The sequence below is a fragment of the Xanthomonas sp. NCPPB 2864 genome, assembly GCF_056675615.1.
This window is the reverse complement of sequence record NZ_JBWWVS010000003.1, coordinates 121,068-133,440: the sequence shown is the minus strand read 5'-3', so window position 1 is coordinate 133,440 and position 12,373 is coordinate 121,068. Positions and strand designations below refer to the sequence as shown.

Sequence of the window (12,373 nt, the reverse complement as noted above, 5' to 3'; positions counted from 1 at the left end):
GGTCGGAAACGACCAGACCACCCCGCCGGGTGCCCTGGCGTACGCGCAGCGTCGCGCACGCGTGGCCGCCATGCCGCACGCCGCGCCGCCTGCGCTGCCGATCAGACCAATTGCAGCTCGAAGGCCTTCAGCACCGCGCGAGTACGGTCGCGCACGCCGAGCTTGGACAGGATATTGGAGACGTGATTCTTGATGGTGCCCTCGGCCACGCCCAGCGAGTTGGCGATCTCCTTGTTGGAGAAGCCGCTGGCCATCAGCCGCAGGATCTCGGTCTCGCGGTCGGTCAGCGGATCGGGCCGGTCCAGGCTGACGAACTCGTTGCGCATGTGCTCCAGGCCCGACAGCAGGCGCTGGGTCACCGCCGGCTGCACCAGCGAGCCGCCGTCGGCCACGGTGCGGATCGCGCCGACCAGTTGTTCCAGCGAGACGTCCTTGAGCAGGTAGCCCTTGGCGCCGGCCTTGAGCCCGGCCAGCACCAGCTGGTCGTCGTCGAAGGTGGTCAGGATGATGGTCGGCGGCAGCGTGCCGTTGCGCGAGAGCATCTGCAGCGCCTCCAGGCCGGACATCACCGGCATGCGCATGTCCATCAGCACCACATCGGGCTGGACCTGCGGGATCTGCTCAACCGCCTGCTTGCCGTCCGAGGCCTCGGCCACCACCTCGATGCCGTTATCCAGCGCCAGCAGCGAGCGGATGCCCTGGCGTACCAGGGTTTGGTCGTCGACCAGGCACACACGGATCATCAGAACACTCCTTGAGTCACGGCCGCAGGCATCAGTGCCGGCGCGCCTGGGACGGAGATGCGCAGGCCGAAGCCGTCACCCCGCCGGGTTTGAATCTCGAGCTGGCCACCATACTGGTTCAGCCGCTCGCGCATGCCGCGCAGCCCGTTGCCGGGCGCCACCGTGTCGGCGCCATGGCCATCGTCGCGCGCGTCGATCAACACGGTGTCGGCATCGCGCCGCACCTGGATCCACAGGTTGCGCGCACCGGCATGGCGCACCGCATTGGTGATGATTTCCTGGGTACAGCGCAGCAGCACGTGGGCGCGCTCGGGGTCGTCCAGGGTCAGCGGCTGGGCGATGTCCAGGTGGATGTCCAGCGACGGCACCTGGGTCACCAGCGGGCGCAGGGCCGCTTCCAGATCGATCGCGCCGCTGTCGCGCAGGTGGCTGACCGCTTCGCGCACGTCGGTGAGCAGCAGCTTGGCCAGCGTATGCGCCTGGCGCACGTGCTCCTGGGCCTGGCCGTCGGTGATGTGGCCGGCCACTTCCAGGTTCAGGCTCAGCGCGGTGAGGTGGTGGCCGAGCAGGTCGTGCAGCTCGCGCGAGATGCGAGTGCGCTCGTTGACGCGGGCGCTTTCGGCCAGCAGCGCGCGGGTGGCGCGCAGCTCGGCATTGAGCCGGCGCTGTTCTTCGCGGGCATCGGTCTGCTGGCGCGCGACCAGGCTGGTCACGAAGATGAACATCGAAAAGCCGCCGTACAGCAGCGACTGCATCAGCGCGGCGAACAGGGTGAAGTCCGGGCGCAGGTAATAGAACACCGGCAGCACCGCCAGCTGGCTTAGCACCAGCCAGGCCACGCCGATGCGCAGCGGCAGCAGCCAGGGGATCACCCCGGCCGCCACCATCATCAGGATGCTGCCCAGCCCGGTCCCGCTCAGATAGCTGACCGCCAGCGCGAAGATGGTCAGCAGCAGCAGAATCAGCCGGTCGTACCAATGCGCACGGCCGCCGCTGCTCAGGCCGCGGGTCAGCCAGAAGTAGCTGGCACCGAAGCCGACGAAGAATGCCGACATCAGCAGGCCTTCGGCCACGCTGCGGTGGTCGCCCTCTTCGGCGGCCGGCCAGTAGGTGTACACCAAGGGCATGGCGATCATCGCCCAGGTGAACAGGCCGGCGAAGCGCAGGACGCGCGTATGACTGAGGTATCCCAACATGCAGGCATCTTAGGCGCTCGCCGGGCGGCTGCCCTCTTGCCGGAAGTCATGCATGCGTGTGGCATGGCGCGCCGGGCCTGGCAGCAGGAGCTGCCGGCATTGGCATGCTGCAGTCGGTTCTCATGCCTGGCTGGCAGCACACGGCGGGTCGCCGCTTCAGGCCACGCATGCAATAATCCGACGCAGATCCGATTTCGGGTCGAGAGCGTTACCCCACGGAGTCCCAATGTCGATCGTTATCCGCGACGTGCGCGAGCACGAGCTCGATTCCGTCCTGGCCCTGAACAACAATGCCGGACTGGCAATCCTGCCGCTGGATTCAACCAAGCTGCAACGTTTCTACGAGCAGGCCGAATATTTCCGCGTCGCCGAGCGCGACGGCAACCTGGCCGGGTTCCTGGTCGGGTTCGGCAGCAGCAGTGCGCATGACAGCAGCAATTTCGCCTGGTTCCGGGACCGTTACCCGGAATTCTTCTATATCGACCGCATCGTGGTCGCCAGCCGCCGTCGTGGCGGTGGCGTCGGGCGTGCGTTCTATGCCGATGTGCAGAGCTACACCGAGTTGCGCTACCCGCAACTGGCCTGCGAGGTGTTCCTGGACCATGGCGCCGATGCGGCGCTGCTGTTCCATGGCAGCTTCGGCTTCCGCGAGGTCGGCCAGAACACCATGGCCGATGTCGAGGTGCGCGCCAGCATGCTGATGAAAGACATGTGCAGCTATCCGTGGGTCAAGGAGACCTATGCCGGCAAGTTGCCCGACCACCTGCCGTGGGTCGGCCGGCCGCGTCACGCCGCCGCCACCGACAACCCGTCGACGGGGAGCTGAGGCGTGGCGAGCGTGAATGTGGATTTTGAACAGGCCGGCGAACTGAAGATCGGCCAGGTGGGCATTGCCAACCTGCGCGTGCGCACGCTGGACGTGCCGCGCCTGGTGCGCGAGATGCGCGAGCGCGTGACCCGCGCGCCGAAGTTGTTCGGACGCGCGGCGGTGATCCTGGATTTCGGCGGCTTGTCGCAGGTACCGGACCTGGCCACGGCCAAGGCGCTGCTGGACGGCCTGCGCGATGCCGGCGTGTTGCCGGTGGCACTGGCCTACGGCACCAGCGAGATCGACCTGCTCTCGCAGCAGCTCGGCGTACCGCTGCTGGCCAAGTTCCGCGCGCAATACGAGCCGACCGCGGTGAGCCCGCCGCCACCCCCGCCACCACCGGCGCGTGCCGAACCCGCAGCGCCCGCGGCGCGGCCGGCGCCTGGGCGCATGCAACGCAACGCGGTGCGCTCGGGCCAGCAGCTGTATGCGGAGAACTGCGACCTGACTGTGCTCAGTACGGTCGGTGCCGGGGCGGAGGTCATCGCCGACGGCAGCATCCATATCTACGGTACCCTGCGTGGCCGCGCGTTGGCCGGCGCCCAGGGCAACCCTGACGCGCGCATCTTCTGCCGCGACTTCCACGCCGAACTGGTTGCCATCGCTGGCCACTACAAGGTGCTGGACGATGTTCCCATGGACCTGCGTGGCAAGGCCGTCCAGGTCTGGCTGGAGCAGGATCAGATCAAGATCGCTGCGCTGGACTGACGCAGCCCAACCACAGAAATATTCGGAGAAATCCTTTGGCTGAAATCATCGTAGTCACCTCCGGCAAGGGCGGCGTTGGCAAGACCACCACCAGCGCGAGCCTGGCCTGCGGGCTGGCACGGCGCGGCAAGAAGGTCGCCGTCATCGACTTCGACGTCGGTCTGCGCAACCTAGACCTGATCATGGGCTGCGAGCGGCGCGTGGTGTACGACTTCGTCAACGTCGTGCATGGCGAAGCCACGCTCAAGCAGTCGCTGATCAAGGACAAGCGCTTCGACAACCTGTACGTGCTGGCTGCCTCGCAGACCCGCGACAAGGACGCATTGACCCAGGAAGGCGTGGAGAAGGTGCTCAAGGACCTGGCCGCCGACGGCTTCGACTACATCGTCTGCGATTCGCCGGCCGGCATCGAGAAAGGCGCGTTCCTGGCGATGTATTTCGCCGACCGCGCGGTGGTGGTGGTCAATCCGGAAGTTTCCTCGGTCCGCGACTCGGACCGCATCATCGGCCTGCTCGATTCCAAGACCCGCAAGGCCGAGCAAGGCCAAACCGTGCCGGCCTTCCTGCTGCTGACCCGCTACAGCCCGGGCCGCGTGGAAGGCGGCGAGATGCTCAGCATCACCGACGTGGAGGAAGTGCTGGGGCTGAAGGCCATCGGCGTGATTCCCGAATCCGGCGATGTGCTCAACGCCTCCAACAAGGGCGAGCCGGTGATCCTGGATGCCGAGTCCCCGGCCGGCCAGGCCTACGACGACGCGGTCGCCCGCATCATGGGCGAAGAGCGCCCGATGCGATTCACATCCGTGGAGAAGAAAGGCTTCTTCAGCAAGCTGTTCGGAGGGTAAGCATGGGCCTGCTCGATTTTCTCAAGAGCAAGAAGAACACCGCCGAGACGGCCAAGAACCGCCTGCAGATCATCATTGCGCAGGAGCGCAACCACCGCGGCGGGCCGGATTACCTGCCGCTGCTGCAGCGCGAATTGCTGGAAGTGATCAAGAAGTACGTCAACATCGACGCCGATGCGGTGCGGGTTGATCTGGTCAAGGATGGCGAGCATGACGTGCTCGATATTTCGGTTGCCTTGCCCGAAGACGGCGACAAGTAAGCGTCCCCTGCGGCACCGTGTTTGCACGGTGCCGCCTTGACGGCCCGAACCAACCGCGAGCCCTTGCGTGTGACCATCGATTCCTCTCCCAGCGCCGAGCCAGCCAGCGTGTTGTGCGTGGGCGATATCGGCCTGGACGCACCGGCCGCGCTGCTCGCCCGCTATGGCCTGCGCCTGCATCGCGTGGAAGCCGGCGCGCCGATCCCTGGCAGTTTCTGGGGCGAACCGGAAGCCGGCATCATCGGCTGCGATGTCTATGTGCGTGACGACACGCCGGTGCATTCGCTGTTGCACGAGGCCGGGCACCTGATCGTCCTGCCGGCCGACAAGCGCGCGGCTGTGCATACCGACGCCACCGATTCGGTGGATGAGGAAGACGCCACCTGTTATCTGCAGATCCTGCTGGCCGAGCAATTGCCGGGCGTGGGCAGCGCGCGCCTGATGACCGACATGGACACCTGGGGCTACACCTACCGGCTGGGATCCACGCGCGCCTGGTTCGAGCAGGATGCGGAAAATGCGCGCAGCTGGTTGAGCGCGCGCGGCTTGCTGCCGGCCTGAGTGCCCGCGCCGTGGTCGAGGGGCGTTGCGCTGGATGCGGCTCTCGTGATCAGTCGATGGGTCCACTCAACGCAGTGGCTGCCACGCCGTAGTAAACAGCCGTCGGGCGCTGGCAGATGCCGCACACGCGGCGTGTGCGCGACCACGTGCGATGTCACCGCCCGCGTGACTGCCCCATCATCCCTTCGCTGTCGCGGCCAATGCCCCGGACAGGTCCAGCGTCGCCACCGTGCCCTGGCCGGCATTGGAATCCAGGTTCAGATGCCAGCCCAGATGCTCGCAGAGCCGTCCGATCAGTTCCAGCCCGATGCCGTTGCCCTGGCGTGTGTTGCCGCGCGCCAGGCGCGCGTAGATCGCGCTGATCTCCTCCGGCGTCATGCCGTGGCCCGGGTCGGCAATGCGCACCACACCTGGTGCCGATAGCGAGACGCGGATGATGCCGCGGTCGCTGTTCTCGATCGCGTTGCGCAACAGATTGCCGATGGCGGTCTGCACGATCGCCACCGGTGCGGTGAGGCTGCATGGCGGAAGCGGATCGGTGAGTACCTGCAGATCCTTGTCGGCGAGCAGATGCGCGTGGTCGGCGACGATCTCCGGCAGCAACTGGTCCAGACGCAGCGTATCGCTGCTGCGCGTCAGCCGGCCGGGGTCCTTGGCCAGCACCAGCAACAAGGTGATCAACTGCTCCACCGCGGCGCTGGTCTGCGCGATGCGCTCCAGCTGGTGGCGCACCGCCGGCGGTGTGCCGGGTTGTTCCAGCGCCAGTTCGGCGGCGTTGCCGATCACTGCCAGCGGGGTGCGCAACTCGTGGCTGGCACTGTCGATGAAGGCGCGTTCGCGTTCGACAAACTGGCCGTTGCGATCGAGATAGTCGTTGAGCGCATCGGCAATCACGTACAACTCGGCGCTGCCCTGCGGGCCAACAGCAAGGCGTTGTGCACGCCGTTCGGGACGCAGCGCACCGATGTCGCGCGCCAGCTCCACCAGCGGGCGCACCAGCCGCGCCATCGCATAAGTGCCCATCAGCAAAGTGATGCCGATCAGCGCGACGCCTGCCGCCAGCATCCAGCGGGTGATGAACTGCTCCAGCGCCTCGAAGTCGGTGATATCCAGCACCAGCGCCAGGCGCCCGGCATGCGGCGTGTCGCGCACCATCACCGCGCTCTGGCGGCCGGCGATTTCCAGCTCGTCGTGCAGGCCGGGATGCAGCGTGCGCAAGACCGGCGGCACTGCCGCGCCGCCGTCGACGCGATACAGCCGCAAGGTGTCCGAGTCCTGCCAGCGGTAATCCGGATTCTGCGCACTGCGATCCAGGATGCTGTCCAGCTCCGAATTCAACAACGAGCGCCACACGCCGTGTTCTGCGCGCTCGTGCAGATACTGCGCGGTGCCGAACACCGCCAGCACCATCAGCAGCGTGTAGCCGAACAACCACACCAGCACGCGGCGGCCCAACGGGCGCTGCCTAAGCATCGCTGCACTCGCCCGCGGCCGGATCGCCGGCACCTTCCAGCGGCGCCAGGCGATAGCCCAGCCGCGGCAGGGTGTGGATCAGTTTCTGCGCGAACGGGCCATCTACGCTGCGACGCAACTCGTAGATATGCGAGCGCAGCATGTCGCCATCGGGCGGATCGTCGCCCCATAGCGATTGCTCCAGCCGCTGGCGGGTAACCGCGGCGGGGCTGGCCTGCATCAGCACTTCCAGCAGCTTGCGGCAGGCCGGATACAGATGCAGCACCTGGCCGGCGCGGGTGGCTTCCAGCGTAGACAGGTCCAGACGCAGATCGGCCACCTGCAACAACTTGCCGCGTCGGCGTCCATGCGCACGCGCAAGCAGGGCCTCGATGCGGACCTCCAGTTCCGGCAGCGCGAACGGCTTGGTCAGATAGTCGTCGGCACCGGCCCGGAAGCCGGCGATCTTGTCGGGCAACTCGTCGCGGGCGGTGAGCATGATCACCGGCAGCTCGGACTGGTGCTGCTCGCGCAGGCGGCGCAGCACTTCCGGGCCGTCCATGCGCGGCATCATCCAGTCCAGCACCAGCACGTCGTACTGCTGGGTGGTGGCCAGATGCAGGCCGGTGATGCCGTCGGGCGCTGCGTCAAGGGTGTGCCCGCGCGCTTCGAAATAGTCGAACAGGTTGGCAACCATGTTGCGGTTGTCTTCGATGACCAGCAGCCGCATGAGCGCGTTTCCAGGGCGGCCCGGCAGGGACGATGTGCGCATCCTAACCGAGCCTGGCCGAACACAGCCGCTCTGGATGACTCCGACAAAATTCCGACCTGCTTGCCGGATAGTGTGGCGCCCCACCGATCGGGGCGTGCGCGTGTCGCCTGCCATCTCAGCCGCCACTTCCCGCCAGCGCGCACTGCTCGCCGCCGTGTTGCTGATCGTCGTCAGCCTGCTGGCCGGGCTGGGCCTGCGCCAGCCCAACCCGCCGGACGAGCCGCGCTTTGTGCTGGCCGCACGCAGCATGGTCGCGACCGGTCAGTGGCTATTGCCGCACCGGGGCAGCGAGCTGTATGCCGAAAAACCGCCGGTCTTCATGTGGTTGCAGGCAGCCAGCTACGAGCTGGTGCCGCACTGGCCGGTCGCCTTCCTGCTGCCGTCGCTGCTGGCTGCGCTCGTCACGTTATGGCTGACCTGGGACATCGCGCGGCGGTTGTGGAACCGACGCGTGGCGCGGCATGCGGTACTGGCGTTGTTTGCGGTGCTGCAGTTCGGCCTGATGGCCAAGCGTGCGCAGATCGACATGGTGCTGGTGGCGCTGACCACGCTGTCGTTGTGGGGGATGCTGCGGCATCTGCTGCGCGGGCCGGACTGGCGCGCATGGACGCTGGGATTGTTCGCCGCCGGCGTGGGCACGGTGACCAAGGGTGTGGGCTTTCTTCCCTTGCTGCTGTTGCTGCCGTGGATGGCGCTGCCGCGCAGGCACTGGCGTGTGCTGCCGGCACGCGCACAGGCCGGGCGCAGCTGGTTGCTGGTGCTGCCCGCGTTCCTGGCGGGGACTGCGGTATGGCTCGGTCCGCTGGGTATCGCGTTGTGGCAGAGCAACGACCCGGCGCTGCATGCCTACGCGCACGAGTTGTTGTTCAAGCAGACCGGTACCCGTTATGCGCACGCCTGGCATCATGTCAAACCGGCCTGGTACTACCTGCAGGTGATCGCCACGCTGTGGTTGCCCGGCTGCCTGCTGTTGCCCTGGTTGCTGCCGGCCTGGTGGCGGCGGCTGCGACGCGGCGACCCGCGCTATCTGTTGCTGCTTGCCTGGAGCGTGTTGGTGCTGGTGTTCTTCAGCGCCAGCCCGGGCAAGCGCGAGGTCTACATCTTTCCGATGTTGCCGGCCCTGTGCATCGCCGCCGCACCGCTTCTGGCCGGGCTACTGCGCAAGCGTGGTGTCCGCATATTGCTGACTGGCTACCTGCTGCTGCTTGCGCTGGCCGCTCTTGCATTGGGCAGCGGTATCGCCCTGCATCTGCACTGGGCGGAAAACACCGCCCTGCAGCGCGGGATGGAGTTGGCCTCGCTGCGATCAGTGGGTGTCTGGTTGATCGGTTTGGGTGTGGTCGGCCTGGCGGCAATTGCATGGTCGCGTGGCAAGCGCACCGGCACCGCGGTGGTGGTGGTGACCGCCGCACTATGGAGCGTGTACGGCCTGGGCTTGATGCCGGCACTGGACCCGTACAGTTCTGCCGCCCGCTTGATGCAGCGCGTGGGACAGCGCATCGGCCCGGAGGCCGAGCTCGGCATGCTGGCCTGGCGCGAGCAGAACATGCTGCAGGCGGATCGACCGGTCACCGACTTCGGCTTCAAGGCGAGTTGGCAGCAACAGTGGGCCAAGGCAGGTCCATGGCTTGCACACGCACCTGAGCGCCGTTGGCTGTTCGTCCTCAAGCAGGCGGTACCGGCGTGCATCGATCCGGCGCAACGGATCGATATTGGCGAGTCCAACCGCAATCAATGGCAGTTGGTGCCGGGCACGGCATGGCATGCCGGTTGCGTTGTAACCGCCTCCGACACCAACACCGGCAGTGGCGACAGCGAAACAGACTGAACGCCGGATAGCGCGTTAACCGCCGGACAACTCCGGTCCGACCGCTTTCCGACATGCCGCTTTCGAAGATGCCGGGCATAGACCACCGGCCGATGCTTCGATGACCACGCTTCCCGTATACGCACCTGCCCTGGCGCGCACAGCCACTGTTGCGCAAACCCGCTTTCTCGTTCGGCATCTATGGCTGCCGCTGGCAGGCGTACTGGTGCTCAGCGCGTTGTTGATGGGCGCCGGCGGCGATCAGTGGGTTGCCGATGCGCTGTATCGCCTGGAAGGTGGGCAGTGGCTGCTCAAGGACCACTGGTTCACCAGTGGCGTGATTCACCGCGTCGGCAAATGGTTGAGCACCGCTGGCGCTGTCAGCGTGCTGGTGCTGGCGCTGGTTGCTTGGTGCCGGCCGCGCCTGCGTGTGCTGCGCTGGCCGCTGACGTATCTGGCTGCATCGATCGCACTGTCGACCTCGCTGGTGTCATTGCTCAAGTCGTGGACGGCGATGGATTGCCCGTGGGATCTGAGCCGTTACGGCGGCACCCAGCAGATGATCGGGCTATTCGAATCGCGCCACGGCATTGCTGCGTCCGGCTGTTTTCCTGCAGGCCATGCCAGCGCCGGTTATGCGTGGGTGGCGCTGTATTTCTGTGCGCTGGCACTACGTCCCGCGTGGCGTGTTCCTGCATTGTGGCTGGGCATCGCGGCAGGCTTGTTGTTCGGGATTGCACAGCAATTACGCGGCGCGCATTTCCTGTCGCATGACCTGTGGTCGCTGGCGGTGTGTTGGGGAACTGCACTTGCACTGTACTGCGTGATGCTGGCTCGACCGCATCGCGCCAATGTTGTGGTGTTGCAATCGGGGGATGCAGCATGAGTACCTATCTACCGCAATCGCGTGGGTTCAAGCGCCTGCGCGCACTGAGCTGGACGACGCGACCGACGGTCTCGACCGAAACCTTGGTGTTGTTGTCGAGTCTGTTCTTCGCACTGGTGTGCAACCAGCTGTTCTGGCACACGGCCATGGCCACGCATCCGGGCAGTCTCGGGTTTGCCATCTCGTTGATGGCCTTGCTGGTGGCCGTGCATGCGTTATTGCTGGGCCTGCTGGTGTGGCGCTGGAACGCCAAGCCGCTGTTGACGCTGCTGCTGTTCACCACCGCGCTGGCTGCGCATTACATGGACAGCTACAACGTCTACCTGGATGCGGACATGCTGCGCAATGTGCTGCATACCGACCACAAGGAATCGCGCGAACTGCTCACGCCCGGCTTGATCCTGCCGCTGCTGTGCTACTTCCTGATTCCGGCCACGCTGCTGTGGCGCACGCGCCTGCAAGCACGCAGCATCGGCAGATCACTGGCAATCCGCGCCGGCTTCTTGCTGGTGGTGGCAGTGGTCGGCGCGGCCGGCGCGATGCTGTCGTCGCAGGACGTCTCGGCATTGATGCGCAATCACCGCGAGGTGCGTTACCTGGCCACGCCGATCAATTACATCGTGGCACTGCGGCAGAATCTCAAATCCGATTCGCCAATCAAGCATGCGCCCAAGCAACCGGTCGAACACGATGCCATGGCCACACCACGTGCACCGGGAAGCCGTCCGCGCCTGCTGCTGGTGGTGCTGGGCGAAACCGCACGTGCGCAGAACTGGGGCCTCAACGGCTATGCGCGCCAGACCACGCCCGAGCTGGCGCAGGCCGGGGTGATCAATTTCCCCGATATGCATTCCTGCGGCACCAGCACCGAGGTCTCGGTGCCGTGCATGTTCTCGCCATTCGGCCGCCGCGATTACAACGAGGACACGATCCGCGGCCACCAGTCGCTGCTGCATGTACTCGAACACGCCGGCATTTCCACGCTGTGGCGCGACAACCAGTCCGGCTGCAAGGGCGTCTGCGATGGCCTGGACATCCAGAAGCTGGACGATGCCACCACACCAGGGCTGTGCGCCGACGGCCGTTGCATGGACGAGATCCTGCTGAGCGACCTGGCTGCGCAAGTGCGCGCAAAGCCCGGCGACCGCGTGGTGGTGCTGCATCAACTCGGCAGCCACGGGCCGAGTTACTTCGAGCGCTACCCGGCACAGTTCGAGCGCTTCAAGCCGGTGTGCAAGACCGCCGATCTGGGCAGTTGCAGCCGCCAGAACATCGTCAACGCCTACGACAATTCCATCACCTATACCGATCACTTCCTCAACCAGGCCATCCACACGCTGCGCGGGCTGCAGGACTACGACACCGCGATGATCTACCTCTCCGATCACGGCGAATCACTGGGCGAAAAAGGCCTCTACCTGCATGGCGTGCCGTACGCGATCGCGCCCAAGGAGCAGACCCACGTGCCGATGGTGATGTGGTTCTCGCCGGAGTTCGCACGCGACCGCGGCCTGGACGAAACCTGCCTGCGCCACCGTGCCGGCCAGTACACCGATCAGGACGCGCTGTTTCCGTCGGTGCTCGGGCTGATGCAGGTCAAGACCAGCGCCTATGCACGCGAGCGCGATCTGTTCGCGCAATGCACGGGATAAATGCGGCTGGATTTCTTCAAGCATGGCTTATCGAAGGCACGGTGCCCTAGCCGCTCGCGCGACACGCCGTGAATCCTCCCGTGGAGGCTCCTTGGCGGCATCCATGCCGGCAAGGACACCGCGCCAGTAAGTTGGTCGGCTTCTTTTTTGAAGACTTGCTGCGCGGCTTGCGATGGAAAGATTTTCGGACGCACGACGCTCCGAACAACGCGCATCAGGCACTGCTCTTACCGTGCACACCGACCATCTCCACTGGTCCTTGCCCGCCCACCGTCGCGGGACCTTACGCGGCATGGATGCCGCGTAAGCGCCTACACGGATGTACTTGCGGCGTGTCCTGCGATGGTGGGCGGGCAAGGGCCCCGCAGCCAAGCGGCAGATCAGCCGCTCCGCAGCTGATGCATCGGCGTCGCCCAATCCTTTGGAGCAAAACACCAAAAGCAAGCTCGTGAAAAGCTGCTTGTCGCGCGTGTATCGGACGTCGAGTATCGGACAACGCGCATGACGCACTGCTCTTACCGTGCATACCGACCATCTCCACTGGTCCTTGCCCGCCTACCGTCGCGGGACCTTACGCGGCATGGGTGCCGCGTAAGAGCCTACAAGGACGTACTTGCCGCGTG

The 12,373-nt window shown here is 65.8% G+C and carries 12 protein-coding genes; 8 read left to right on the top strand and 4 right to left on the bottom strand.

Annotation, left to right across the window (positions count from 1 at the left end; all coding sequences use genetic code 11):
* Positions 1–101 precede the first annotated feature (101 nt).
* Together AC1KVE_RS08900 and AC1KVE_RS08895 are read right to left on the bottom strand one after the other, a co-directional pair.
* Positions 102–743: a response regulator gene (locus AC1KVE_RS08900; protein ID WP_016901693.1), complete on the bottom strand. Its 642-nt coding sequence runs from the start codon at positions 741–743 to the stop codon at positions 102–104.
* Positions 743–1,939, bottom strand: a complete 1,197-nt coding sequence (locus AC1KVE_RS08895; protein WP_481092774.1) for a sensor histidine kinase — start codon at positions 1,937–1,939, stop codon at positions 743–745. The genes AC1KVE_RS08900 and AC1KVE_RS08895 overlap by 1 nt, the downstream gene beginning before the upstream one ends.
* 226 nt (positions 1,940–2,165) lie before the next feature.
* Here AC1KVE_RS08895 and AC1KVE_RS08890 point away from each other — a divergent pair, with 226 nt between their 5' ends.
* From AC1KVE_RS08890 to AC1KVE_RS08870, 5 genes are all read left to right on the top strand, one after another.
* Positions 2,166–2,765, top strand: coding sequence for a GNAT family N-acetyltransferase (locus AC1KVE_RS08890; protein WP_481092773.1), 600 nt, complete (start codon positions 2,166–2,168; stop codon positions 2,763–2,765).
* Positions 2,766–2,768: 3 nt separating this feature from the next.
* A complete protein-coding gene (gene minC / locus AC1KVE_RS08885; RefSeq protein WP_016901690.1) occupies positions 2,769–3,515 on the top strand; it encodes a septum site-determining protein MinC in 747 nt (248 codons plus the stop codon).
* A 35-nt stretch (positions 3,516–3,550) separates the two neighbouring features.
* The gene (minD, locus tag AC1KVE_RS08880; protein WP_046342008.1) at positions 3,551–4,360 is read left to right on the top strand and encodes a septum site-determining protein MinD; all 810 of its coding nucleotides are present in this window, start codon (positions 3,551–3,553) and stop codon (positions 4,358–4,360) included.
* Positions 4,361–4,362: 2 nt separating this feature from the next.
* The gene (gene minE, locus AC1KVE_RS08875) at positions 4,363–4,620 is read left to right on the top strand and encodes a cell division topological specificity factor MinE (RefSeq protein ID WP_005994583.1); all 258 of its coding nucleotides are present in this window, start codon (positions 4,363–4,365) and stop codon (positions 4,618–4,620) included.
* Positions 4,621–4,689: 69 nt separating this feature from the next.
* Complete coding sequence (locus tag AC1KVE_RS08870; protein WP_425522542.1) at positions 4,690–5,181, top strand: hypothetical protein; 492 nt, start codon at positions 4,690–4,692, stop codon at positions 5,179–5,181.
* 177 nt (positions 5,182–5,358) lie between these two features.
* On the opposite strand, the gene AC1KVE_RS08865 is transcribed toward AC1KVE_RS08870, so the two are convergent.
* Both AC1KVE_RS08865 and AC1KVE_RS08860 read right to left on the bottom strand, forming a co-directional pair.
* Positions 5,359–6,654 (bottom strand): sensor histidine kinase, encoded by a 1,296-nt coding sequence (locus AC1KVE_RS08865; RefSeq protein WP_481092772.1) that lies wholly within the window; start codon positions 6,652–6,654, stop codon positions 5,359–5,361.
* A complete protein-coding gene (locus tag AC1KVE_RS08860) occupies positions 6,647–7,363 on the bottom strand; it encodes a response regulator transcription factor (RefSeq protein ID WP_016901685.1) in 717 nt (238 codons plus the stop codon). The genes AC1KVE_RS08865 and AC1KVE_RS08860 overlap by 8 nt, the downstream gene beginning before the upstream one ends.
* A 136-nt stretch (positions 7,364–7,499) precedes the next feature.
* Between AC1KVE_RS08860 and AC1KVE_RS08855 the strand changes: the two genes are divergently transcribed.
* The 3 genes from AC1KVE_RS08855 to AC1KVE_RS08845 all read left to right on the top strand — a co-directional run bounded on the left by AC1KVE_RS08855 (position 7,500) and on the right by AC1KVE_RS08845 (position 11,750).
* Positions 7,500–9,233: an ArnT family glycosyltransferase gene (locus AC1KVE_RS08855; protein WP_481092771.1), complete on the top strand. Its 1,734-nt coding sequence runs from the start codon at positions 7,500–7,502 to the stop codon at positions 9,231–9,233.
* A gap of 100 nt (positions 9,234–9,333) precedes the next feature.
* Positions 9,334–10,098: a phosphatase PAP2 family protein gene (locus AC1KVE_RS08850; RefSeq protein WP_104594180.1), complete on the top strand. Its 765-nt coding sequence runs from the start codon at positions 9,334–9,336 to the stop codon at positions 10,096–10,098.
* Complete coding sequence (locus tag AC1KVE_RS08845) at positions 10,095–11,750, top strand: phosphoethanolamine transferase (RefSeq protein ID WP_228328364.1); 1,656 nt, start codon at positions 10,095–10,097, stop codon at positions 11,748–11,750. The genes AC1KVE_RS08850 and AC1KVE_RS08845 overlap by 4 nt, the downstream gene beginning before the upstream one ends.
* The last annotated feature ends 623 nt before the right edge of the window (positions 11,751–12,373 follow it).

What these genes read in the sequence shown, in the direction of transcription:
- AC1KVE_RS08900 (WP_016901693.1), bottom strand. Translation starts at nt 743, where the DNA reads ATGATCCGTGTGTGCCTGGTCGACGACCAAACCCTGGTACGCCAGGGC.
- AC1KVE_RS08895 (WP_481092774.1), bottom strand. Translation starts at nt 1,939, where the DNA reads ATGTTGGGATACCTCAGTCATACGCGCGTCCTGCGCTTCGCCGGCCTG.
- AC1KVE_RS08890 (WP_481092773.1), top strand. Translation starts at nt 2,166, where the DNA reads ATGTCGATCGTTATCCGCGACGTGCGCGAGCACGAGCTCGATTCCGTC.
- minE (WP_005994583.1), top strand. Translation starts at nt 4,363, where the DNA reads ATGGGCCTGCTCGATTTTCTCAAGAGCAAGAAGAACACCGCCGAGACG.
- AC1KVE_RS08865 (WP_481092772.1), bottom strand. Translation starts at nt 6,654, where the DNA reads ATGCTTAGGCAGCGCCCGTTGGGCCGCCGCGTGCTGGTGTGGTTGTTC.
- AC1KVE_RS08860 (WP_016901685.1), bottom strand. Translation starts at nt 7,363, where the DNA reads ATGCGGCTGCTGGTCATCGAAGACAACCGCAACATGGTTGCCAACCTG.
- AC1KVE_RS08850 (WP_104594180.1), top strand. Translation starts at nt 9,334, where the DNA reads ATGACCACGCTTCCCGTATACGCACCTGCCCTGGCGCGCACAGCCACT.
- AC1KVE_RS08845 (WP_228328364.1), top strand. Translation starts at nt 10,095, where the DNA reads ATGAGTACCTATCTACCGCAATCGCGTGGGTTCAAGCGCCTGCGCGCA.